This is a genomic window from Paraburkholderia sp. FT54 (assembly GCF_031585635.1).
In the GTDB taxonomy this organism is placed as follows: Bacteria; Pseudomonadota; Gammaproteobacteria; order Burkholderiales; family Burkholderiaceae; genus Paraburkholderia.
This window is the reverse complement of the sequence record NZ_CP134196.1, coordinates 1214552-1238510: the sequence shown is the minus strand read 5'-3', so window position 1 is coordinate 1238510 and position 23959 is coordinate 1214552. Positions and strand designations below refer to the sequence as shown.

Sequence of the window (23959 nt, the reverse complement as noted above, 5' to 3'; positions counted from 1 at the left end):
GGCTGTCGATGGGCAAAACCGGGAAAACCCTTCAATGCACCGCCTGGCCGCCCGTTCATGCCGCACTGCACGATCGCAAGACTTACTGCGGAATGTCCGCAGCGCCAGTAGAAAATTCGAGCGCCATTTCGTCATATCTAATGCTTGGACAGTCAGGTATTCAGGGTTTATTCTGATCCGCCGCGCCGGAATTACCTGTGAATAACCAACTCACCGGTAAATGCGGCATGCTTTAAATCGGCCTTGTTTAAAAAAACGCCTAATAATTTCCCGGCGGCCTCTGCCGAAAACGATTACCGGCGCCGGATTTTCAAATGGGTCGCGCCGGGCGGCGCAACACGAGTTGCTGGTGGTGCACGAGCAGCACGCTCAACCCGATGCACACGAACATCAGCAACGCGTTGATCGCGAGGCTGACCTGGAACGCGTGCGCGTAATCGCCCGGTGCCGCGCGGCCGCCGATCGCGCCGAAGAACGCGCCGCTGATGGCTGCCGTGCCGAACGCCGAGCCGATCTGCAGCGTCGACGACACCACGCCCGAAGCAAGCCCGGCCTTCTCCGGCACGACCTCCAGCAACACGATGCGCATGATCGACGGCAGCAGCAGGCCATGACCGACGCCCGCGCACACGAGGCCGCAATAGAACAGGAGATCCGGCGTGGCCGACTGGGTGGCGGACCAGCCCGTGACGGTGAAGCCGACCGTCATCATCGAAAAACCAAGCGTGAGCACATGGCCGCCGATGCGCCTGACCACCGCCGGCGAGGTTAGCGGCCCGACCACGAAACCGATCGCGAACGGCATGATCGCCATGCCCGAGGCGAGCGGTGTCCAGTGCAAACCGGTTTGCAGGAAGATCCCGTAGGTCAGAAAAAACGCGCTATTGCAGTAGAACAGGAACGCGAGCACGAGACCCAGCGCGAAGGCCCGGTTGCGGAACAATTGCAGGTCCACCAGCGGATGGCCGCCGCCGCGCTCGACGCGTTGCTCGGTCATCACGAAGAGCGCGAACGCCGGGACGGCAAGCGCGAACATCACGAAGGTCCATGCCGGCCAGCCGGCTTCGCGGCCGTGCGTCATCGGGTAGATCACCAGCAGCAGCACGGCGGAGAGCAACGCCACGCCCTTCACGTCGATGCCGGTGCGCGTGGCCGGCTGATTCTCCGGCACGAACTTCCAGGTGCCGATAAACGCCGCAATGCCGATCGGAATGTTGATCAGAAAGATGATGCGCCAGTCGAGCCCGAACGGGTGATAGGTGATCAGCGCGCCGCCGCCCAACTGCCCGACGATCGACGACAAGCCGAACACGAAGCCATACAGGCTCATCACCTTGGTCTGCTGATGCAGCGGCACGACCGCGCGAATCGTCGCGAGCACTTGCGGCGCCATCACGGCGGCGGCGATGCCCTGCACGATCCGCGAGATCACCAGCATGTGCCCGCTGGTCGCGAAGCCGCACAGCGCCGAGGCGACAACGAACGCCGCCATACCCGTCATGAACATGCGGCGGCGGCCGAACAGGTCGCCGAGCCGCCCGCCCGTAATCAGCAGCACTGCATACGCCGATGCATAGGCGGAGACGACGAGCTGCAATTGCGCGTCGCTGGCGTTCAGGCCGGTGTGAATCGAGGGCAGCGCGAGATTGACGATGAAGTAATCGAGTGGCGCGAGGAAGGCGCCGACGAACAGCACGGCCAGCGCCAGCCCCTGCCGTTCGAAACGCGGCTGAGCCTTATCGAAGGACGCCGCCACGCTCACGGCCGCGGCGCCCGGACAGGTCACCGCGCTGACGGCGTTGCCCTTGCCGGGTCCAACGAATGCCGCCGGAGCGGACTTGATCGCTTCGCTATTCATGACTGACCGTTCAAAAATTTGGCAAAAAAAATTTAGACGAGCGCGCGCATGGCGACGTCCACGATTCCTGTCAGCGCGTCTTCCTTGTGAGCGACTCGCCCGAGCACGCGCAGACCTTGCATCACGCAGAGGAGGAAATCGCCGACGGCTTTTTCGTCGAGGGTGGAATTGAACGCGCCGCTTGCCTGACCGCGAATCACCGATGCCGCCAGCAGCGTGGCCATGCGGCGCTGAATCGCGGCGACGCGCATGCGCAGTTCCTCGTCGTCCGGCTGCATTTCCAGCGTGGTGTTGGTGATGAAGCAGCTGCGCTCGCCGGTTAGCGCGCAGGCAACCCGCGCGTAATGCAGCAACGCGTTGCGCAGCGCCTCTTCCGGCGGCACCGGCGCATTGAGCCGCTGCGCGAGCCGCGCCACCGAACCTTCCGCGTAGTGATCCAGCGCGGCCAGCATGATGCCGTGCTTGTCGCCGAACACGCCGTAGAGACTGCCGCGCAACAGGCCGGTGGCCTTGCACAGGTCGTCGATCGAGGTGGCGTGGTAGCCGTGGTTCCAGAACACCTGGCTCGCGCTCGCCAGAACTGTATCTGTGTCGAACTCGCGCGGCCGGCCCCGAAGACAGACCTCGCCTGCTTTCTTCGCGGATTGTTTCGGATCGCCTGATTGCTTCATAGAGCGGATATTATGACTAACCGTTCAAGAAAGCAAGACGAGTTTCCGTGGCGCGCGGCGCCAAGGCTGTCCCTGCACAATAGAACAGAGAAAAAATGCAAAAGATTGGAAAAGAATCTGCTGGCGCGATCATCAAGCTCGACCAGTTTGTCGAACATGAACATCTCGTCGATGATCTTTTGCGCGAGATCGACGTCATAGCCGCGCACGCTCTCGATTACCGATTCTTCGTGCTGGTTTGACAGGTGGTTGAGGATTTCCGCCGCCGCGCGAACGCCTCCGACCGCTTTGCGTTTCACATTGGCATTGCCAGACAGCAACTCGGTCATCACATCATCGAGTTCGCGTAATGCAGCTGGCTGAATGCCATCGAGCGTGGCAATGCGCAGCAGCACGTCGTTGCGCGTCCGCTCTGTGAAACATGTTGATTCCTTCCCCGTTCAATGAAAGCTCCACGGTTTAATGGTTGCAACGACCTTCTGATTGTTGTTTACCGGTGTCGGTGCGCAGTTCTGGTTTTGTTCGGATGTTGGGCGCGTGGCCCCATCGGTGCGTTGTTGGCGTCCCAGAGACGCTAGAACGCGCCGGACGTTGGGGCGGCCAGGACGTGGCGGCGACACCGGTCCGAGGCGTTGCGCGCGCCGACCCGGTTCGAGCCCGGCCCTGTGCGCCCACATGATTAGCAGTTGACTCATGCGTCGGGCCCTCTCCGGCGAGGGGCGGTCAGATTGACCCACTCATAGGCGTCGTGCCCAAGTCTGCCCACTTCGCGCCAGACCGCGAAGGGAATCTCCTGACGGGCCGCGTGCCGATCAACCAGACCCTGGCACATGCTTGTCATCTGTCGAAGCAGCACCATCGCACGCGTTTCAAGATTCTCCCCGTGCTGGTCGATTGCTGTCTTCGCCTCCTGAGCCCGTTGAGCCATGGTCCGCCATTGGGCATCGCGAATGTCCTGAGCGTAAGCGCCGCGCTGCGCGAGAGCGCTCGAGACAATGTAGAGGTCTTTGAGGGCAGTGACGACCTCTGGTGGCGGCACGACGCAACCGTCGCCGCAGTCTGGTTGCGCGTGCGTCATCAGGATGCGCTCGACAGGTCTGCCAGAGGCGCGATCGCGGAGCCCGTTTTTGACGAAGTCATGCGACCCGCCGAGGAATGGCTGGAGCGGTAGCCGTTAGCAGGGCGGTGTGAATTTGACATCGGGAGCGGTGTTTGCGAGATGCCGGTCGAGTTGACGCACATACGGGCGCGGCTACTGTCGTGAGTGAGGAATTCGCCGAACTGTTCAGGTCCGTTACTGCCTTTCGTGCAGGTATTGCTACCGGACAATGACCCAATCATCCGGTTGCTTCAGTGCCTGTGTCCGAAACATGCCTGGGCAGCTTCGATGGGCGACAGGCCGGCGCCAAAATAGCCGCGAAGACGCCGTATGGTCGCGGGGTCGGGATAATACGTGGGGCGGATAAATTTCGCGTCGACGGCTTCGCGGTAGCAGGCGCGCGTCCACTGGTCCAGGCCCTGTTCGTACATCAGCGATACGCACTTCGATTCGTTAAACATAATGATTTCCGATAGCTCAGCAGGCGCGTTCACCGTCAATGATCGCGCAGACAGTGCAAACAGATGACGCAACGATGCCTGACATCGCGAAACCTTGTCGGCGAATTGCCAAGTCCTGACACCCGCCGAAATTGATGCGGCTGCGGCGAGCGTGTTCCACAGAATCAATGCGCTTGCCTTGTCGACGATCGGTTTTAAAGAACGCTAGCCGCGTCAATCATGATTGGTACATCGAAGACTTGACGGTGCTTGTCACTGCTGCGCTGAGGCAATACATTCCGCGACGGGGGTGCCGAGCAGGTCAAGTAGCGCGCGTAGTCGCTGCCGATCCTGTGACGACAGGGCGGAACGTCCAAGCAGACACTCGATCTGCAATGCCCAATACTCGCGACGGATGAGCCAGGGGCGATGAACCAGCGCGTTCACAGCCTTCTCAAGTTGTCCGATCTCGGTCTTCACCATATTCACGTTCGCCTCCTTGCGTGACCCTCTGAAACACGGAATGTCCCACGGGCTGCCGTGGACCGAAGAAGACAGCTCATGCGGCATAGGTCAGTGGCCGCTTCCGTCACCCTTCGCGACGTCATGGTGCTGAGGCATCCGCTTGGACACAACACGCCACACGTGGCACAACATTCGTTACAGGTAATTTAGCCATACCACCATCAGTGCGTAGGTTAGGATGAAGAGCCAACTCAGAGTGCGATTAGGCCATGTCGACATCGGCTATCTCCCTCGATACCGGGTGGTGAGTAAAGCTTCGTTGCTTTTGGTCGTCGGGTTCCAGGCGAAATGCCGCGACGACCTGTGCCAGTCCGTGTGCCTGCCCGCTGAGTGATTGAGCAGCCGCGGCCGCCTGCTCGACGAGCGCCGCACGCTCAGGCCGCCGCTCGCGACGCGCCGCGCAGCTTCTGCAGCATCGTCCGGCTCACCGCCGGGTGAGCGCTGCAATCCGCGATTCAGAGCGGCGATCACGACCGATAGCATCAGTGCGACAGCGGCGAGGATCGCGCCGGACCTGATCAACGAATGGTGAAATGCGGTATCGATATCGTCCAAATAGACGCCATCGAGAAAAATCGAGCCCCATGGTTTGAAGCTTGCGATACGAGTGAGCTTGGGCACCAGTCGGTCCTCGCCGGGGCGCGGCCAGACATAGTGGATGAAACCTGCGCCATTCGCCCTGGTGACGTTGACCGCCTCCTGGTAGAGCAGCGTGCCGTTGGCGCCCTTGAAATCGCCGGGCGTCCGTCCGATCAGTTCGGGTTTGAACGGGTGCATCAGCATCTTCGGCTCATCGGTCATGATGGTGTAGTAGCGATCCTTGCCGAAACGCATCCCCTTGATGCGTTCCATGACCGCCTTCTGCGCGGCGTCGCGCGTGAGCACCGCATGTTGCTCAAGGTTCGAGTACTGGCGCGCAAGGCTGACCACGTTGTCGGCGTTGTTGGCCAGATCGCTCTCGCGCTCTTCGATACGCACCTGGCGCAACGACCAGGCGTCGAATGCCGTAATCGCCGTCAGACAGGTAACGCTCAGGAAGAGGGGTAGCCACAGCTTCTGCGCAAACGTTAGCTTTTTCACGTCCGATCTTTCGCATGGATGAACTAACCATGTATTACGGCCTGCCTTTTGCATATTTTATTGGCGTAAACCCTTTTTCCGCCATCCGTCCCTTAGGAATCAGGCAGTGCAATAATGTGCGCCTCTCAGATTCTGGCACGGCCCTCGGAATAGCCAGAATCCTTCAGCCGACACATTCTGTCGGCTCTTTTTCGTCGGCATGTGGGCGGGCAGTCGCATGAATCTACGGCCTCAGAAGTATTGAGGAGCCTTTCCAGCTCCGCTTTCACGAGGAGAGGGCATCGTGGAATTCGTTGATAACGATATTGCCACCGTGGCTCGCAAGCCGGTACGCCGGCCAGTTCGTCGCGCATGGAGATTGCGTGCACAACGGCTGGCGCATCTTCCGAGACGGGCGCTCATTTCGAGCCTTCAGACCGGCTCGGTAGCAGTCCATCGCGTCCAGTCACTTTGTCCACCCGCGTCGGTGACGCGCAAGGCGCGGGAACCGTCGGCGAACGTCAGGCATTCAACGCGAAGACGCCGATCCGCGGCGATATCGTCCGCGTGGACGTCACCGCCTTCATGCCTGAAATGCAGCTTGCCTTCCTGCAAGAGTTCCAGCGGTGGCGGGTCTCCTGGGTTCGCACGCTTACGGTGCCACCGGTTCAGGAGCGTCGCAGCAATTTCGGCGTCGAACATGTAGCTCTTTCCTTAGCGGGCTGGTAGGGATGCCAGCACCCAGCAGTAGCGGTCACCTTAAAACCCGCGATCACAAACGGACACCAGCGCTCTTGTTCACCAGATGCACCCGACACAACAACCATGCGTCGAAGCCCTTGATCGCGATCGGACCAACAAGTCTCACGGGCACTAGCAGCCACAATAGTTGAGCAAACGTTTGCCTTCCCATGTTCGACCCGCGCCGTGTAAATCCAGCAGTATTACGGCGTCCCGTCTCAATATTTTTATCGGGGTAAACCCTATGTTCACCGACCGCCCGCCGGGGAGCCAGCCAGCTCAATAAGGTATCCGTATCAGATTCCGCCGCGCCTCGTGCTGAACTCGGCCGTCGAGGCTGCCTATGTCGTGGAAGCAGTTCCGCGGCCTCGTCGTGGCGCAGAGCCAAGTGCCCTCTCGCGCAGCGCGGAGCATTGACAACGAGATTCGCGGCCTGCCGCAGCGCGACTGTCGCGCGAGGCCTCGGTGAACGAACATTGCTCCGAGCGGCGAACCGGACGCGCTCGCGCTCGTGCAGTGAGACGCTGAAAAACTAATGTGAGCGAGCCAGGCCGCTTTCCAGCTGGCTCTGGAGTTCGCGTACCTGCCGCTGGGAGGCCCGCAACTGGTCCTGGGCGGCGGCCTTCTGCTGCGCGAGCGCAGTGGCTTCGGCACGCGTCTTCTGCTGCTGCCCGGCGACGATTGTCTGCTGCTGACTCGCTACATCGAGGTCGGCCTGGAGGCGGTTCGCACGACCCTGCGACAGCGCAATCATCCGCTCGGTGAACGCCTTCTGCGCCTCGAGCCGCGTGCGGCGAATCTCGACGTCGGATAGCTGCAACGTCTGGCGCACAAAATCCCTGTAGATCATGTTGGCACGCGTTGCATCCTGCGTCTTGATGACGCGCCAGAAATTCTTTTGCTGGAACAGCGCGACGTAGTAGGTCATTTCCTTGCCGTAAAACAGCAGGCTCGCGCGGTAGTTGCCGTTGGACGTCGTGCGCAGCTCACTCAGGTCCGAACCTCGGATCATCTGCTGCAACTCGGCGACGTTGCCAGCGGCGGATTGCTTCGCTTCGTCGGCTGTCAGCATCCCGTGCCCCTGCTGTTCTTGCGTCGTGACGGACAGTGCCGTCGCCATGCCCGGTTGGGCGACTACGGCAGCGCCCGGCCCACTGTCCGGCAATGTCTGCGCATCCCCACTCTGCACGGCCCCCATTGCGACGAATGCGGTCATGGTGAGCTTCTCTGCAAAAGACAGTCTCATATGTTTGCCAACCTCTCATATCGACAGCAACGAGCTGGCAAAAATCGCCAGCCCCAACGGTAAAGTGAACCCTTGGTAACCCGTTAACGGCAACTACTCAGGAATGTTGAGGTGCCAAACATGAGGTTGACGGGAAGAAATTGAAGTGTGTCGGGTTCGACTGGCGAGCGTTTGGGGAGCCCAGCCTGTGCACGCCGTCGACGGTTTAGATAAACGCCTTACCCTGTGCACTCGCCTCGTTGTCAAAGGCAGGATATGACGTCATTCAGGGCTATCTGACAGGCCGTCCGATGTCTTTCGCGGGAATAGCGGAGGCCATGCGCGCAAATGATGGGGCCGCCGTCGTTTCCGAAAGCGGCTGACATTTCGACGCGGAGTGATCGAGGCACGCTCCCGGCAAGAGAACGTTGCGTGCTCAATTTAACTAACCGAACGGGACCGCGGTCGTCACGGTAGACGTGCAGATCGTGACGACCGCAAACCAGCGATGACTGGCGCGGTACACGCAAAATCGCCGACGGACTTCGTATCGGAACAATCGCTTCGTTTCGGCATGACCAACACGAGACTTAGTCGGGCCGCGAAGGTGCACACGACCGAGCGACGAAGCAAACCAGCCACCTGGTGAAAGGCTGGCGCCGATGCGTCGTCCGCAGCGATTAGCGGAATACTGGCAATTCGGCGAGAACGTCATCTAGCAGTTCAGTCAAGGCGGCGAGTAAGGAAGTAGTCACTCCCCCACCGCAACAGTTTCGGCTATTGGGCAGCTGTGAGCTTGTGACCTGTCCATAAAGCCGGCGCCCCTATCTGCGGCCCTTTCCTCTGGTCGCTTACTTGCTCGATCCCGCTTTTTAATACCGCCTCACAAAAGGCCAGGCGGGCTCGATAGTATTCTGCGTGCATCTGCGCATCGAGGATACGTTGTTCAGCCTGGAAGAGTTCCATACGCAACTCTCGCAACGCCTTTTCGGCCCGTTTCTCCGGAGTAAGTGCGTTACGCACTGTCCAGCTTGCTATCCACTGCAGCATGATGACCCCCTCATCGTCACGTGACACTCCGCCAACTTCAAAATGGACTTTTACGCCGGGGGGCCACAAAACGCCACGGTCCCGACCACTTCTGGATACAGCCCCGGTGACGCAACGCCTCAATAATCGGGGGATACCTGTACGTCACACTGCGCGGTAGATCACGTTGTTGCAAAACTTTTCCATCCCCTTGCGACCGAATTTTTAATTTCTGCGGGTTGCGCAGCGTCGATGATGGAACCCTCACCTTCGCGAAAGAAACGGCCGCTTACTGACCGGAGCCGCCGTCTGAGTGTCCTGCCAATGGCGTGAGCGAATGACAGGTCATGGCCGCTCACTGCCTCATGCAACAAGCATGGACTTCCCCAATCTCGTACAGCCGCGATCGGCGGCACGCGACCCATTGGAGCCACTCAGGCAATATCTACCAGCGTCCGTTTCCAGACCGACAGGAGACCATGCGTCAAGCCAGTTACCGAGCCTCGCGGCACTGGTCGTTCCAACATCTGGCCACCGCCATGCCATACGTTAGGCGTGCGCTACTGGACCACGAGGTGGACGCGAACGTCCTGGTGGCTCTCGACCGGCTTGCCATTCTCGGTGGCGGGGAAGAAGCGCCAGTTGTGCAGCGAGGCGAGCAGCAGCTGGTTCAGACGCGGCTGTTGCGTCGGCTGCAGGAGTTCGACCTCGACGGAGCCGTCCGGGTGAATCGTGAAACGCGCAAGCGCAATGGCGTGGTACGCGGCTTCGCGCAAGTCGTCCGGGATTTCCGGCAGTGGCTGCGTGATTACGCGCGCGCCAGTATGGCCGCTGCCGCTGGCTGCGAAATCGGTCGCGGCCGGTGAACGATTGGCGGCATTCTCCGCTGGCATGGCCGATGCCAGCGGCGCAGAGGGCGCTGGGGATGGCGCCGCCGAAGGCGCAGCAGGGCCCAAGGGTGCAACTGGCGGCGCCACATGCGCGGCAGCTTGCTGGGACGGTTCCTGGTGTACGGGAGTTGCGTGATGCACCGGCGCGGGCGTTGCGTGCTTAATGTTCGCCGGCGGTGCCGGATGAACCGGCGCGGCCTGCGCCGGCGTGCTTGTGGCCGGTGGCGGGGGCTCTATTTCAACGAGTTGCGCGTCGAGAACCGGAGGCGAAGGCGGCGTGATCTCAGGCGTCGCGAGCAGTCCGCCGACGAGCACGAGCGCTGCGCACCACGACCCGAATGCGATGGCCACCGCAACGACGATGCGTGGTTTCGGCTCGTCCAGCAAGGACGTGTTGCTGAGGCGGCCCACGTTACTCATGGTGAACGGCGATCAGGAAGTGCTGCACGCCGGCTTTCCGTGCTTCGAGCATCGCCTTGACGACCACGCCGTGCGACGCGGTGTCGTCGGCGGCAACCACCAGGTTGCCGTCGGGTTTCAGTAATGGCCGCAGTTCGCCCGCTAGCGCCGCGAGCGGCACCGGCTGACGGTTGACGAAGATAGCATTGGCGCGCGTCACGGTGAGGGTTAGCGGCGTGTCCAGATTGAGCCGTTGCGCCTGGCCGCCCGGCAGGTCGATCTTGATCGAATCAAGCCGCTGCATCGAAAGCGATGCGAGCATGAAGGTCGCCAGCAAAAAAAACATCACGTCGATCATCGGGATGATTTCGATCTTCCCGCGCCGAGCCTGTCTTGAGCGTTTCAGTTTCACGTGCGCGGTCCTTGCGCATGCTCACGGGCGAGCCGCAACTGCGCTGGCCCTTCCGCGCGCTCCCGGTAAAGCCGGCGTTGCACCGCTTCTTCCGGATCTTCCTGGTCGAGTCGGAGCTGCCCGATCAGCCGTGTGCCGACCCGCTCGAAGTGATCGAGCAGCTCGCCGACCCGCCGGGAAAAATAATTGAACGCGAAGAGCGCGACAAGAGCGATCAGCAGGCCGATCGCGGTCGCGATCAGCGCCTGCGCGACACCGCCCGTCACACCGGTCGGGTTCACCACGCCCTGTCCGCCGATCAGCTTGAACGAGTGCATCATGCCGATGATCGTACCGAGCAGTCCCAGCAGCGGGGCGGCCGTCACGATGGTTTCGAGCAGCCACAGCCCCCGGTTCAGCGCGCGCTCGATATGCTGCGCGGCGGTCTCGGCACGTGACTCGATCCACCAGATCGGCGCATGGCCGCCGTCGAGAATCGGCGCGGCGAAGCTGCGCAGCGCGTGGCGCTCGGGCAGCGCCGCAATCAGTGCGCGTGTCTGCGCGAAATCGACGACGGGGGCCTCGATCAGTTGGTCAATGCGGTCCGGAATTCGCGCGAACCGGTGCAGCGAATAAGCCTTGTCGAGGATGATCGCCAGGCCGGCCACCGCGAGGACGGTCAAGGGGTAGATGACCCACCCGCCCAAGCGTACAGCGAGAAACAGTTCGGAAAAATCATTCATGGTGTCGTGGCTTCCTGCTCACGCGGCGGGACGCCGCGCGGGCGTCTTAAAAGTATTTCGTGATGCCTGCGTAGAAAGCGCGCGTCGGTGCGAACTGCGGGGCGCCAACGCCAATTCCGGAACCGTCGCGCAATTCGTAGGCACGATTGAGCAGATTGACCACGACCAGCCGTCCATCGAAGTTGCCGACAAGGGGCGCCTGGAAGTGGTGGATGACCGCGAGGTTGATATTCACATAGAACGGCACATGGTCCGTGTTCGCAAAACCGCTGCGCAGGCCGCTGCCGAAGGTGGTATCCGCGCTGTAGGTCGTGCGCGCAAACGTGTAGGCGATCCCCGCCGAACCGGTGATCAACTGGTCGTGGTCGAGATTGACGGGATGGCTGGCGATGTACGCAAGTTCATCGGGTGAGAAATTGAACTGGCCCGAGACGATGTTTTCGCCAGTTGCGCGGCTGAGCGCCAGGTTCGTGTACGCGGAAAAATGCTCGTCCTTATAGTTGGCGGTGAATTCGACGCCGTAATCGTGTCCGGTCTGGTAGTTGAACGGCGTGTTGATCAGGGCGGTGCCGAACTGCCCTTCGTCGAGCAGATCGGTCGCCTTCTTGTAGTAAGCATCCACGCCCACCGTGACGGCGGAGGTGACGCGCTGGGTTACGCCGACATCGAAGTAATGGCTTCGCTCGGGTTGCACTGGCGAATTTTGCGGACTCGCAGCCTGGTTGGTCGTGTTGTTGAACTGCGCCACCGTGGTCGGCGCAATCAGTTCGAGAGGGGGAGGTGTGAAGTACCGCGCGTAACCTGCATGCAGCGTGGTGCTCGGCGTTGCCTTGTACACGAGGCCGATGCGTGGGCTCAACTGGCTGGCGTCGACGACCTCGTTCATCATGTCGAAGCGCAACCCGTAATTGAGGATGAGCTTGTCGCTCAGCTTCCACTCGTCTTGCACATAGACGCCGAAGAGCCGGCCGATCGTCGTGCTGGCGCTGTTGATCGTGTTCGGCTGGAACGTGGACTGCGTGCCATCGGGATTAGTTTGGAACACCGAGACGCTGTCGTTGGCGACCGCGCGGTCCTGTTCGAAGTACACGCCGGCGCGCAGCGTGTGCGAACTGTTCAGCCGGTACGTGGTATCGCCCTGCAGTCCATTGGCCCAATTGCTACGGAAGTCTTGCGAAGCGACGCCGTTAAAGAGCAGATCGCCGATCGGATCGGGGTTGAACTGCGTGCGCGTATAGCGCGTGAAGTACGCGACCTGGTAGTCGAGCTTGTCGCCGTTCGTCCCCTGCAACGCGACGGTCGCGAAGTTGTTGAGTTCACTCTGGGTTTCGTTGAGCGCGGCGGAATCGAAACTAGTCCGGCCGTTGAGCACGAATTGAGTCGGTTGCCCTGGTGTATTCGGGATTTCGAACTGGTTGCTCGCGGTGCCAAAGGTGACGCTGACCCGGGTAAGCGGATTGATCAGGTACGACATGTAGCCGAATGCATTGCCTTGCCGGGTGTGGTCATGCAGCGGCGAGCCGTTCGAGGTCGGCGCTTCGATGCCGAGATCGTTCGCGCCGGCCGAACCGCTGAAGTAGTAAGTCAGCGCACCCTGGGTGCCGTACACGTCGCCACTGGTCTGCGCGGTGTCGTGGCTGCCGCCGTACACGCCTAGCGAGCCGCCGTTGCCCGCTTCGCCCGACTTGGTCGTGATGTCGACGATGCCGGCAGTGCGCAACCCGTATTGCGCGGGAAGCGCGCCGGTGAGCAGGTCCACCTGGTCGATGATGCGCGTATCGAAGGACTGGCCAAAGCCGGAGATCGGTTCCGGAATCATGATGCCGTTGATCCGGTATTGCAGGTTCGCGTGTTCGCCCCGCACGTGGACCATGCCATATGAATCCTGCGCAACGCCGGGCGCTTGCAGCAGGACCTGGTTCAGCGGCGTCGCATCGCCCTGCGGCATGTTGCGGATGTCCGCGTCGGTAATGCGGTACACGCTGCTGCCGGTTTCCGGCGACAGTCCGTTGCGGGCCTGGTCGAGGCGCTGGGCACTGACCCGCACGTCAATCGCGTCGCTTTTCGTGAGCGCGACGGTAACGGAACTTTCCGTTCCAGGGCTCGTGGTGGCGATGCTGCTCCCGCTAGTAAATCCCGTTGCGGTGACAACGATTGCATAAGTCCCGGGCGTGACGTCCTGCACCGAGAAATGCCCGCCTGCATCGGTTTTTGTGGTTGCTGCGGACGCCCCGGTTGCGGTTTGAAGGGCCACATTGGCGTCCGCTACGGGCTTGCCGAGACTATCCGTGACGAGGCCGCCTACGGAGCCGTCGCTCGGGGCGGCCCAGACAGGACCCGATAGCGCTTGCGCGAATAGCAGCAGCGCAGCGTGAGAGAAAAGTGTGCGATGTTTCATCGATTTGACTGTCGTTATTGAATAGGTTGCATCGCACTACGCGGTATTCCCTGCGTCATCGCGCCCGGTTGTCCTTGTCCCGAGCGATATCGCACTTCGGCGGTGCTTCTGACGCCACCGCTATCGGGATCAGTAACCTGTTGCGCGCAAACTGTTAGATGCAATGCATAACGCAATGTTATAACATTGCATTTAAAAATAATACACGCATGGCGTTTTTTTCTCGCTGCTGGCTGCATTGCGAGGCGAGTACGAAGGGTCACCGGGCGCCCGAGCAGGATTCGCACAACGCCTTGATCTCCGTTTCCTGTCCGCTCACGACGAAGTGGGCGCTGCGCGCTGCGCGCTCGAGCTTCCTTCGCAACGCCTCGTCGTGGACCACCGAAACTGACCCGCAGCGCTTGCACACCATGAAAACCGCGTGCTGTCCATCGACATGACTGCACGCCAGGAAGGTGCTGGTCGTTGCGACCCGTCTCACGAGGCCTTGTTCCATCAGGAAATTCAAGGCTCGGTAGATGGTGACCGGTGTGGCATTGGTGCGGACCGCCCGCATGTCCTCCAGCAACTGATATGCCGTGGCGCGGCCGCCCCGGCTCAACAATAATGCGAGGATATGTCGGCGCTGGGGTGTCAGCCGATGCCCGCGCAATGTGCAGCGGGCGTCAGCCTGCCGTAAGAATGCAATCGTCGCATGTGTTTCAGTCATCGAGAGCTTTCATTATCGTTACATGTCAAAAGCCGCTTGCTACCTTTCGTGAATCGTGACATCTCCTCGCGAAGCGAAGCCATCGCAGCAGCTACGGGCGGTGACCCATGACTTTTTTGTGAGCCTCACTAGCCGGCACCCGTTAGCGTCTTACTCATGTGAACAAGGACACCACCGCTAAACGGCTGGCACTACAGCGATTGGCGGGCTATGGAGTGCCCTACCCGCGGCGTTGCCCAACCCGAACCGATGTCCTCAAATAGATTGGAATGATATAACATTTCGACAACTTGCGTTCGGCTCAGTCCACATGAGCAGACAGCATGGTTCGGCGAACGCGTTCTATGAGGCCGCGCACGCCACGATTGAAGTTATTTCCTGTTCCCGGTGCGATGTGCGGTTCACTTCAGCCAGGGTCGGAAAATACCTGGACGCTTTCCTATTGACTACAGCGAGCTACCATGGACGACACACGTGTTCCAGTCACAGTGCTGACTGGTTTTCTGGGCGCGGGCAAGACGACGCTCCTCAATCGTATCCTGAGCGAGAAGCGTTCGGCGCGCGACCGGCTCACGTCAGATTGGAAACGGCCAGTCGCAAGTTGTGTGTGAGCGACTCTAACTGGCCGGTTGCCGAAGATCGCAGTAAGAGCGCCGCGCATCCCCGGCGACCTAGGCCCGAACTTCCGGACCCGACCCGCCTGTGTCACTTGCAGACTACGACATCATGGCAGCTATAGACATGCAAACGGACCTATCCTGGACACCCAGATAAGTGGCGGTTTAGCTTGAACAGCCGCTCATGAGTGGCCTCTGGGTAGATGAATACAACTGCCCGCAAACGAGATACATTGGGGGGCACGTTAAGTGACCGGTCGGGGCCAGGGAGAGCCTGAACGATGGCCCGAGAAAAGTGTTCTGGAGTCGGTCACTGGCGCGATCACCGCCGCTGCAGGAACCTTGCCAACGGCGGTCCTTGAAGAAATCGCGGTGAATCAGGACGGTGCAATGAGCGCGGCGAAGCCTCGTGAGCTTCGTGCCGCGCGTCCCAGCCACTGCAAAGAGTTGCTCCGATGATGAAAACAGCCGCCGTTGTTCCGGAGGAACAGCACTTCATCCTCTCGAGCCTGACGCCTGGCCGGGCACAGATACGACTTGCCGTTGCCGTCGTGCTCGCCCTGCTGGTCGCCTTTTTCGCCATAGCCGGGCGGCTTTCGGGCCTCCATCTGCAGCGGATCGACGCCTTCGTTCCGATGTATGCCACGGCGATGTTCGTGAACGATTCGATCACCGCCGTCCTGCTGTTTGCCCAGTTCTCCATCTTGCGTTCGCGTGCACTGCTCGTGATCGCGAGTGGATATCTCTTCACAGGGCTCGTCTTGATCCCATGGACGCTGACGTTTCCCGGAATCTTCGCGCCAGGCGGGCTCCTTGACGCCGGGCCGCAGAGCACCGCGTGGCTCTACATTCTGTGGCACGCCGGCTTCCCCATGTTCATCATCGCCTATGCCCTGTTGAAGGAAGCCGATCCGGCCAAGCGGTTGTGGCGGGGCTCCACGGGAGCGGCTATCCTGTCGAGCGTTGCCATGACCGCGGCGATCGTGTGTGCAGCGACATTTACAGTCACAGTGGGAAATGCGCTACTGCCCCGCCTGCTGGTCGATACGGTGCATCTTTCCACGCTCTGGTTTTATGCCGCCGGGTCCGCAGCGCTGGTGAGCGTCGTTGCGCTCACCGTGCTCTGGGTCTGGCGGCGCTCAGTGCTCGATTTGTGGCTGATGGTGGTCATGTGCGCGCACGTGATAGAAATCTGTCTGATTTCTTTCCCGGTTCCGGCCCGCTACACGGTCGGCTGGTATGCTGGCCGGGTCTGCGGGGTCCTGTCCGGCAGTCTCGTCCTGTTTGTCCTGCTGTACGAGATAACGACGCTTTACGCGCAGCTGCTGCGCGCGGTCTTCGCACAACGCCGCGAGCGCGAGGCACGGCTGGTGACCGGGGAGGCAGTCGCGGCCACGATTGCTCACGAGGTCAAGCAGCCATTGGCGGCGATGGTCACAAATGCCGATGCGGGCTTGCGCTGGCTTAATCGCGCGACGCCCGATCTCGATGAAGCGAAGACTGCGCTCGAGCAGATCATCGCAAATGGTCATCGCGCGGCAGCGGTGATCCAAAGAGTTCGGGTAATGTTCAGGACGGGTGATCTGAACAGAACGGCGTTTGACGTCAACGGTCTCGTCGGGGAAACCGTTGCCTTGATGCGCGCCGATCTGCAGAAGCACCGGATATTGGTCCAGACAGAGCTGGCTGAACAGCTACCGCAGGCAATAGGGGATCAAATCCAGCTACAGCAAGTGCTTCTAAACTTGATCGCAAATGCCATCGATTCGATGACGGCCTTCGATGAGCCGCGGGTCCTGTGCGTGAAATCCGACGTCCACGACGACGGCGGCGTAACAGTATCGGTAACGGACACCGGAACAGGAGTCGGCCCGCACGACATCGACCGGATATTCGACCCGCTGTTCACCACGAAATCTGAAGGTATGGGAATGGGCCTGGCGATTTGCCGCTCGATTATCGAGGCACATAACGGCCGCATGTGGGTGGCCCCAAACAAGCCGCATGGCGCCGTCTTTCAGTTTGTCCTGCGCGCCGACGGCGCGACCTCTGCTGATACTCCGCGAAGTGAGCAACCCAATGATCTCCCGTCTAATTCGCGCCTCTGATGCTGATAGATATTCGACGATCGAATCGACATCCTTCGGCTCGATCGGTGCTTTGTAGATAAAGCGCGCGTCTACGATCGTCGGAAACTGCACATTTCCTTCCTCGTCGCCGGGGCCGGACTGTGCACACTCCCTGTTCGGGTCGGGTGGAAAGCATCGTACACGAGTGCTTTCATGCAATGTCTCCGTTTAATAAAAAAACACTTAAGTAGGACTGGCCTTAATCCGGATGACGTGGCCGCGATTGACATGTATCAACCGAAAATCGGCGCTCCGGAGTACGCTTGGGAGAATGAAATAAGTTGAGTCAATGCGCGTCCAAAGTTGCCGGTCAGATCTGTCCGGCCGCCGCCCTGCTAGATGCCCGGCATCACCGGATAGGGTTCGGTGTGATCTTCCACGCGCCTGACGCCGGGAATGTCCTGCGCCGCCACGCGAACCGCTTCGACTGCCTCGATCGAATGGAACACGCCCCATAGATGCACGACGCCGTCAACGACGACAATATTGCGTCCTGCGAAACTCCATTTGCGTCCGGCTAGTTCACCCATCAACATCGCGCGTATCTCGGCATCGGAGAGCATCACATTCGACGCTGGCGTTTCCGGCAAGCTGGCGAGAGCCTGCACGAGGTTGGCACGGCTCAGAATGCCAACGAGCCGTCCTGCTTCCACGACAGGCACGCGTTTGATGCGCCGCGTCTCAAGAATGCTGGCCACTTCGCCAAGCGGCGTGTCAGGTTGGACAGCTACAACCTCTCTGGACATCACGTCGCTCACTTTCGCAGCATGCGTCTTGATGTAATCGCGTGCTTCATGGCTTGCGGACCAGAGAAGCTCGAGCCATGACGTTCGGAAGCGCTCGTCGGTGCCAAGCTCGCTGCGTCGAAGCAAATCACCCTCGCTGATCATGCCGACAACCCGGCCGTCCGGATCCAACACCGGCACACCGCTTATACCGTTGTCGGCCAAAATTCTGGCGACCTCTCGCACGGTCGCGTCGGGTGTGACTGATATGACAGTACTGCTCATGACATCGGATGCGCGCATGGTAAGCCTCCTTAACGTTTGAACCTTTCAAGCCGTGGGACCGCAGCGTACTGCCCCCGTGTTCAGCCAATCGGCGGCAATCGCGAGCGCCCCAGGCCGCCATTGTGAAGATCCTTAAAAATAAAAAGCGGGCAGCGGACGCGCGATGCTTGCTTGCCAGCTACCACGGCGGTACTACTCCGGCTCGACACGACAGTTGCCGGGCTGAATCGACAACGTGTTTGACATCTCGAGCCGAATCCAGTCCATACCTTCGCGCAGTCCGGCCAAGGCGGCTTCGGGCTCAGTCGAAAAAATGCCGCCGTGCTTGAACTCGTGCTTAAAGATTCCCTCGGGCGTGTGGTGGCTGAGTTGTATCGAGCATTCGAAGCCTCCCATTGTGGAATGGGTGGTTGCAGCGACCGACCAATCGCCGTCACTCAACTTTCCGGAGATCGTCATGTCACCCAGCCTTTTTCAACCTGAACCTTGACGGCCTGCTCACCCAAGCTGACTGTCCAGTCGATCTCTTCGTCAGTCCTCACGTCCGTATGCAGCAGGCGAACGTCCATTTCCACCACAACGGCCTTCACCCCCGCTACACGCTGTGTGGCCTTCTCTGCCGCCATCTTCTCGGCGTAGCTTGTCAGATGGCCCGATAACGTCACGACGCGGTCACGCACTTCGACACCGATAGCCGCGGCGTCGACCGCCGGATCCCAGCCAAGTTCGTCCTCGACCTGGTGTTTCAAATCCATGTCCGACTTCATTGCGCCCTCCTCATTTGGGCATAAGTATGCTGCGCCGCGTGGTGTTCAAAGTTGCATTGGCCACGCGACGCCAGGTCAATTGATCTGCAGGCGTTTGCGTTCGGTTGACGCCTTCTTCGGAAGCGTCAGGGAGAGCACGCCATCCTTGTATTCTGCTGTGGCCGCGTTCTCGTTGACTTCAGTCGCCAATGAAAAAACACGGCTGACTGCGCCCGTACACCGCTCGCGGCGAATCACACGCTCACCATCTTTCATTTCCTGTTTCCGTTCGACTTTCGCGCTGATCGAAACGAGGTTGCCGTCGATCTTCACGTCGATATCATTCTTCTCCACGCCAGGCAGTTCGGCCTTCACGGTGTATGCGCTGTCGCTTTCGGTTAAGTCGATTCTGATTTCCGCAAGAGTCGGTTCGTCATTGGCTCCGCGTAGCGGCCGAAATAGTCCCTGAAAGAGGTCCGACATGGGCTCTAGCTGAAACGGATCGAATCGGGTCAAGTTGCTCATTGTCCTGCTCCTGACGTGGTCAAAAACATCACAAATACAAAACGGCATTGCACGTTGTGCCTCGTCCTGCCACATGGAAACAAGGCAGAGTCGGTGCTTTCCAACGCCCTCGGTGCGGAGCAGTCACGGATCCCGTCTCAACGCATCGAGCATGCTGTGTTACTAACTTTAGGCCTGGCTACGCGGCAGCAATTGACCTGCATCAAGCGACCTGCAACGCCCTGCCGCTTCAGTCTTCAGCGGCCGGTCTCGCATTGCGTATGGCGCGGGGCGCTGTCAGATCACGCCGGATGTGCGTGGTACCGCGAGCCCATCGCCCTGCTAAGGGAGTCATTGCTGAAACTTAGCGCTTGTAACCTGAATGCAAGATTAGCGCGGTATAGATTGAACAGCGTGACACAGGGGCCTGTCACAATCCATCTCCTGACGTCAAGGAGCCGTGCGCATGCGGGTAACATGCAACGTACCGAGCCGAGCATTCGCGATTGAAACCCTTTGCCGGAGAGACCGGTGATTTTTAACTGGAACCATGCGAAACGCAGTGCGGGAGCAGCGAACGATTCCGACGTGCCGCTGGAGGACCGCTATCAGCTGCTAATTGACGCGGTGCAGGACTACGCGATCTTCATGCTCGATCCGACAGGCCGCGTAGCAAGCTGGAATAGTGGCGCACAAAATATCAAGGGCTATGCCGCGGACGAAATCATCGGCCGTCACTTTTCAATTTTTTATACACCTGAAGACGTCGCTGCCGACAAGCCTGGCTGTGAACTGGCGCTCGCGAGCGCGCAAGGTCGGGCGGAAGACCAGGGCTGGCGTGTGCGACGCGACGGCTCGCGGTTCTGGGCGGACGTGACGATCACGGCGGTACACGATCCTTCCGGCACTTTGCTCGGCTTCGCGAAGGTTACTCGCGACATGACCGAACGCATGCGGCTTGCTGAACTCGAGCATGCAATCGAGTTATCCGCACAAATGCAACTCGCGCGCGAAGACGAGCAAAGACGCATTGCCCGCGAACTGCACGACGACCTCGGACAGCAACTGACCGCTCTCAAGATGGGCATCGCCGCTTTGGAGCCGCGCCTTGCCGGAATTGGCGATCAGGGCACCGGGCATGCCGGAACGGGCGAGCTACAGCGTCAGATCGACAGCATGATGGCTTCGCTGCGCCGCATCGCCGCCAACCTGCGACCGCCCATGCTGGACGACCTCGGACTTGTCGCGGCGCTCGAGTGGATGGTGGACGATTTCTCGCACCGCTTCAACGTGACTGCAATGCTGCACGCCGATGTCGACGACTCGCGCATCACTCCAAATGCTGCCACAGCGCTCTATCGCATCGTGCAGGAAGCGTTGACGAATGTGGCCCGTCATGCACAGGCAAGCGAGGCAGTCGTCAATATATCGGGCGACTCCGTTAGCTGCACGATCCGTATTGAAGACAACGGCCGTGGAGCGTCGATTGAAGACGCCGGCAAGCATGGCTCATTCGGCCTGCTCGGGATACGGGAGCGGGTACGCCAGCTATGCGGCACCCTGACGATGGATAGTGCTCCCGGCAAGGGCTTCAGGATCTCGGCACAGATACCGCTCAGCGCGATTCGTTCAGACGAACGCCCTCAAGGCTGACAGATCCGGCTGAAGCGGCGGCAACGCGTGCTACCCCCATTCAACCAACGACAACGGCAGGCTTCCGCTCGTCGTGTGGCTGGCGCAGTCCCTACCATGAACGCGCGCGGTGCTCCGCACGTCATTTGATATACATCAACGGCGCCGCCTGCCGCTCAGTCATAGTCGCATCATACCCACGCTGATTCGCCACCGCTCCACACACAACGGAACGCGGGCGGCTGTGCCTCATGGCCAACAAGAGCCATCTCTGATTGGTGAAGCGTCACGTGCTCCACCACCTCCCTGACTTGTGTGAGGAGACTATGTCTAACATCGATACCGCTCCACCCAAAGCCGACGCAATCCAGATTCCGCTTGCAAAGCATGCCAGCATCGACGGCATGGTCGCTTATCGCGCCCTCGTTGCCGAGGCCAGCCACGATCACGAAGCGTTCTGGGCGCGTCTTGCCCGCGAACATCTCGAATGGCGCCGCCCCTTTACGAAGGTCCTGAACGAAACGAATGCGCCGTTTTATCACTGGTTTGAAGACGGCGAACTGAATGCGTCGTACAACTGCCTCGATCGCAACCTGATCAACGGGCTCGCGGAGAAAACCGCGATCGTCTTCGAATCGGACAGTGGCAGCGTCACTTATGTCACTTATCAGGCGCTTTATCACCGTGTCTGCCGGCTCGCCAATGCGTTGCGCGCTCGTGGCGTAAAGAAAGGCGACCGCGTGGTGATCTATATGCCGATGTCGGTTGAAGGCGTGGTCGCGATGCTCGCGTGCGCCCGCATCGGCGCACCGCACTCGGTGGTCTTTGGCGGCTTCTCGGCCAGGTCGTTACATGAACGCGTCGTCGACGTCGGCGCGTGCGCCATCATCACCGCCGACGAGCAGGTTCGCGGCGGCAAGACACTTCCGCTCAAGACCATTGTCGACGAAGCGCTCGCAACAGGTGGCACGGCGGGCATCAAAACAGTGGCGATTTATCGGCGCACGGGCGGCCGGATCCCATGGATCGCCGGCCGCGACGCATGGCTGCACGAACTCGAAGCGACGCAACCAGATACCTGCGAGCCCGAGTGGGTCGGCGCTGAGCACCCGCTGTTCGTGCTCTACACGTCCGGCTCGACGGGCACGCCGAAAGGCGTTCAACACAGCACGGGTGGTTATCTGCTGTGGGCCGCCCTGACGATGAAGTGGACCTTCGACATCAAGTCCTCCGACGTGTTCTGGTGTACGGCGGACATCGGCTGGATCACTGGTCATACCTACATCTGCTATGGACCGACCGCAGTCGGCGCAACCCAGGTGATCTTCGAAGGCGTGCCCACTTATCCGAACGCGGGACGCTTCTGGAACATGATCGAGCGCCACAAGGTCAGCATTTTCTATACGGCGCCGACAGCCATCCGCTCGCTCATCAAATCCGCCGACTCCGACCATTCGGTGCATCCCGACAGCTTCAACCTCAGCAGTCTGCGCCTTCTCGGCACGGTCGGCGAGCCGATCAATCCCAGCGCCTGGACGTGGTATGCGCAGCATGTTGGCGGTGGACGTTGTCCTGTGCTCGACACTTTCTGGCAAACAGAAACCGGCGGTCACATGATTTCTCCGCTGCCGGGAGTGACACCGCTCGTGCCGGGTTCATGTACGTTGCCGATGCCCGGCATTGATGCGGCGATCGTGGACGAAACCGGCCATGAAGTTCCGAACGGGCACGGCGGCGTGCTCGTTGTTCGCAAGCCATGGCCTTCGATGGTCCGGACCATCTGGGGCAATCCGGAGCGCTTCCGGCACGGCTATTTTCCTGAAGAGCTTGGCGGCAAATTGTATCTCGCGGGCGACGGTGCAATCCGCGACCGCGACATGGGTTACTTCACCATCACCGGTCGCATCGATGACGTGCTGAATGTCTCCGGTCACCGGCTTGGCACGATGGAAATCGAATCTGCGTTGTCGGCGCATCCGTTGGTCGCCGAGGCCGCGGTGGTCGGGCGCCCGGATGAGACTGCCGGAGAAGCCATCGTCGCCTTCGTGGTGCTCAAGTCGTCGCGTCCGTGCGGCCCGGACGCGAAGCGCGTGGCTGACGAATTGCGCGCGTGGGTGGGCAAGGAGATCGGTCCGATCGCCAAGCCGAAAGACATCCGCTTCGGCGATGCGATGCCGAAAACGCGCTCTGGCAAGGTCGTGCGCCGTCTGTTGCGCTCCGTGGCCAAAGGAGAAGTCATCGTGCAGGACACCTCGACGGTGGAGAACCCCACGGTCATTTCCCAGTTCGCCGACGCCGCCTGACGCGAGCAATAACTGCCCGCCGCATTGCTTCCGACGCGATGCGGTCGCGCGAGCGCATCGCATGCGTGCGCGCGCATCACCCATCTCAGCGTTTTTGTATCAAAAGAGGATGTAATCATGACTATCAAGGCTCCCAACCCCGCCTCCCTCGGCCTCGCCGGTTTTGCCCTGACGACGTGGCTGCTCAGCATGATCAACGCCGGCTGGTTCAGCGGCAATGCGATGGGGATGGTGCTCGCCGTCGCCTTCGCTTACGGCGGCACCGCGCAAGCGCTCGCCGGATTAATGGAGATTCCTCGCGGCAACACGTTCGGCGCGACTGCTTTCCTCAGCTACGGCGCGTTCTGGTGGTCGCTTGCGCTGTTCGTGCTGTTCCTGCACGGCACGGTGCCAGCGGCGTTTGTCGGTTGGTATCTGTTTCTGTGGGGTGTGTTTACGCTGTACATGTGGGTGGCGACGTGGCGAGCCGCGCGCGTGCTGCAGTTGATATTTCTTTCGCTGTGGACCACGTTTTTCGTGCTCGCCGCGAGCGAATGGACCGGCCTTGAATGGCTGCATCATGCGGGCGGGTACCTGGGCATGCTGACCGCGCTGCTGGCGTTTTATCTGTCGGCTGCGGAAATTATCAACGAGACCCATGGGTACGTGGTACTGCCGATCGGCGCCGTGACGGAACAGGTAGCGGTAAGCGTGACGATCCAGGAAGATCTGCGCAACGCCTGATCAGGCGGATAGAAGGCAGCGGTGCGTTCCGCTGCGCTGCGCGACGCACGGTGTATCAACACGACAGCCATGTCATCGACATCGGACGTCACCTCGATCTCGAGCCCGCGCTCGCAGC

21 protein-coding genes and 3 pseudogenes are annotated in these 23959 nt (G+C 60.5%); 6 read left to right on the top strand and 18 right to left on the bottom strand.

What is annotated here, in order from left to right:
* Nucleotides 1-310: 310 nt before the first annotated feature.
* From RI103_RS25155 to fliG, 3 genes and pseudogenes are all read right to left on the bottom strand, one after another.
* Nucleotides 311-1858: an MFS transporter gene (locus RI103_RS25155; RefSeq protein WP_310818335.1), complete on the bottom strand. Its 1548-nt coding sequence runs from the start codon at nucleotides 1856-1858 to the stop codon at nucleotides 311-313.
* Between the two features lie 32 nt (nucleotides 1859-1890).
* A complete protein-coding gene (locus RI103_RS25150) occupies nucleotides 1891-2529 on the bottom strand; it encodes a TetR/AcrR family transcriptional regulator (protein WP_310818334.1) in 639 nt (212 codons plus the stop codon).
* A 122-nt stretch (nucleotides 2530-2651) separates the two neighbouring features.
* A pseudogene (gene fliG, locus RI103_RS25145) lies at nucleotides 2652-2954 on the bottom strand (flagellar motor switch protein FliG); the annotation flags it as partial.
* A 323-nt stretch (nucleotides 2955-3277) separates the two neighbouring features.
* On the opposite strand from fliG, the gene RI103_RS25140 reads away from it, so the two are divergent.
* Nucleotides 3278-3700, top strand: a complete 423-nt coding sequence (locus RI103_RS25140) for a hypothetical protein (RefSeq protein ID WP_310818333.1) — start codon at nucleotides 3278-3280, stop codon at nucleotides 3698-3700.
* A gap of 179 nt (nucleotides 3701-3879) precedes the next feature.
* Here the strand turns inward: RI103_RS25140 and RI103_RS25135 are convergent, their stop codons facing one another.
* The 11 genes from RI103_RS25135 to RI103_RS25085 all read right to left on the bottom strand — a co-directional run bounded on the left by RI103_RS25135 (nucleotide 3880) and on the right by RI103_RS25085 (nucleotide 14177).
* On the bottom strand, nucleotides 3880-4257 hold the full coding sequence (locus RI103_RS25135; RefSeq protein WP_310818332.1) for a hypothetical protein: 378 nt from the start codon (nucleotides 4255-4257) through the stop codon (nucleotides 3880-3882).
* Nucleotides 4258-4341: 84 nt separating this feature from the next.
* Nucleotides 4342-4551 (bottom strand): hypothetical protein, encoded by a 210-nt coding sequence (locus tag RI103_RS25130; RefSeq protein WP_310818565.1) that lies wholly within the window; start codon nucleotides 4549-4551, stop codon nucleotides 4342-4344.
* Between the two features lie 264 nt (nucleotides 4552-4815).
* Nucleotides 4816-5727: a cache domain-containing protein gene (locus RI103_RS25125; RefSeq protein WP_310818331.1), complete on the bottom strand. Its 912-nt coding sequence runs from the start codon at nucleotides 5725-5727 to the stop codon at nucleotides 4816-4818.
* A 357-nt stretch (nucleotides 5728-6084) separates the two neighbouring features.
* Nucleotides 6085-6354: a hypothetical protein gene (locus RI103_RS25120; RefSeq protein WP_310818330.1), complete on the bottom strand. Its 270-nt coding sequence runs from the start codon at nucleotides 6352-6354 to the stop codon at nucleotides 6085-6087.
* A 571-nt stretch (nucleotides 6355-6925) separates the two neighbouring features.
* A complete protein-coding gene (locus tag RI103_RS25115) occupies nucleotides 6926-7609 on the bottom strand; it encodes a DUF2968 domain-containing protein (RefSeq protein ID WP_310818329.1) in 684 nt (227 codons plus the stop codon).
* A 786-nt stretch (nucleotides 7610-8395) separates the two neighbouring features.
* The gene (locus RI103_RS25110; RefSeq protein ID WP_310818328.1) at nucleotides 8396-8668 is read right to left on the bottom strand and encodes a hypothetical protein; all 273 of its coding nucleotides are present in this window, start codon (nucleotides 8666-8668) and stop codon (nucleotides 8396-8398) included.
* A 539-nt stretch (nucleotides 8669-9207) separates the two neighbouring features.
* Nucleotides 9208-9957, bottom strand: a complete 750-nt coding sequence (locus RI103_RS25105) for an energy transducer TonB (RefSeq protein WP_310818327.1) — start codon at nucleotides 9955-9957, stop codon at nucleotides 9208-9210.
* Complete coding sequence (locus tag RI103_RS25100; protein WP_310818326.1) at nucleotides 9950-10348, bottom strand: biopolymer transporter ExbD; 399 nt, start codon at nucleotides 10346-10348, stop codon at nucleotides 9950-9952. Before RI103_RS25100 ends, RI103_RS25105 begins: the two co-directional genes overlap by 8 nt.
* Nucleotides 10345-11070: a MotA/TolQ/ExbB proton channel family protein gene (locus RI103_RS25095; RefSeq protein ID WP_310818325.1), complete on the bottom strand. Its 726-nt coding sequence runs from the start codon at nucleotides 11068-11070 to the stop codon at nucleotides 10345-10347. Before RI103_RS25095 ends, RI103_RS25100 begins: the two co-directional genes overlap by 4 nt.
* A gap of 46 nt (nucleotides 11071-11116) precedes the next feature.
* Nucleotides 11117-13468 (bottom strand): TonB-dependent receptor, encoded by a 2352-nt coding sequence (locus RI103_RS25090; RefSeq protein WP_310818324.1) that lies wholly within the window; start codon nucleotides 13466-13468, stop codon nucleotides 11117-11119.
* A 259-nt stretch (nucleotides 13469-13727) separates the two neighbouring features.
* Nucleotides 13728-14177, bottom strand: a complete 450-nt coding sequence (locus tag RI103_RS25085) for a Fur family transcriptional regulator (RefSeq protein ID WP_310818323.1) — start codon at nucleotides 14175-14177, stop codon at nucleotides 13728-13730.
* A gap of 461 nt (nucleotides 14178-14638) precedes the next feature.
* Between RI103_RS25085 and RI103_RS25080 the strand changes: the two are divergent.
* Together RI103_RS25080 and RI103_RS25075 are read left to right on the top strand one after the other, a co-directional pair.
* Nucleotides 14639-14740: pseudogene (locus tag RI103_RS25080) on the top strand (GTP-binding protein); the annotation flags it as partial.
* A 509-nt stretch (nucleotides 14741-15249) separates the two neighbouring features.
* Nucleotides 15250-16902, top strand: coding sequence for an MASE4 domain-containing protein (locus RI103_RS25075; protein ID WP_310818321.1), 1653 nt, complete (start codon nucleotides 15250-15252; stop codon nucleotides 16900-16902).
* 356 nt (nucleotides 16903-17258) lie between these two features.
* On the opposite strand, the gene RI103_RS25070 is transcribed toward RI103_RS25075, so the two are convergent.
* The 4 genes and pseudogenes from RI103_RS25070 to RI103_RS25055 all read right to left on the bottom strand — a co-directional run bounded on the left by RI103_RS25070 (nucleotide 17259) and on the right by RI103_RS25055 (nucleotide 19204).
* Nucleotides 17259-17951 (bottom strand): CBS domain-containing protein, encoded by a 693-nt coding sequence (locus RI103_RS25070; RefSeq protein ID WP_310818320.1) that lies wholly within the window; start codon nucleotides 17949-17951, stop codon nucleotides 17259-17261.
* A gap of 174 nt (nucleotides 17952-18125) precedes the next feature.
* Nucleotides 18126-18392, bottom strand: coding sequence for a UDP-glucose 4-epimerase (locus tag RI103_RS25065; protein ID WP_310818319.1), 267 nt, complete (start codon nucleotides 18390-18392; stop codon nucleotides 18126-18128).
* Nucleotides 18392-18700 (bottom strand): annotated as a pseudogene (locus RI103_RS25060) (BON domain-containing protein); the annotation flags it as partial. The pseudogene RI103_RS25060 and the gene RI103_RS25065, both read right to left, overlap by 1 nt.
* Nucleotides 18701-18775: 75 nt before the next feature.
* Nucleotides 18776-19204 (bottom strand): Hsp20/alpha crystallin family protein, encoded by a 429-nt coding sequence (locus tag RI103_RS25055; RefSeq protein ID WP_310818318.1) that lies wholly within the window; start codon nucleotides 19202-19204, stop codon nucleotides 18776-18778.
* A 510-nt stretch (nucleotides 19205-19714) separates the two neighbouring features.
* On the opposite strand from RI103_RS25055, the gene RI103_RS25050 reads away from it, so the two are divergent.
* The 3 genes from RI103_RS25050 (at nucleotide 19715) to RI103_RS25040 (ending at nucleotide 23841) form a co-directional block, all read left to right on the top strand.
* Nucleotides 19715-20836, top strand: a complete 1122-nt coding sequence (locus RI103_RS25050; protein WP_310818317.1) for a PAS domain-containing sensor histidine kinase — start codon at nucleotides 19715-19717, stop codon at nucleotides 20834-20836.
* A gap of 305 nt (nucleotides 20837-21141) precedes the next feature.
* Nucleotides 21142-23118: an acetate--CoA ligase gene (gene acs / locus RI103_RS25045; RefSeq protein ID WP_310818316.1), complete on the top strand. Its 1977-nt coding sequence runs from the start codon at nucleotides 21142-21144 to the stop codon at nucleotides 23116-23118.
* Nucleotides 23119-23235: 117 nt separating this feature from the next.
* Complete coding sequence (locus tag RI103_RS25040; RefSeq protein WP_310818315.1) at nucleotides 23236-23841, top strand: acetate uptake transporter; 606 nt, start codon at nucleotides 23236-23238, stop codon at nucleotides 23839-23841.
* Nucleotides 23842-23959: the final 118 nt, after the last annotated feature.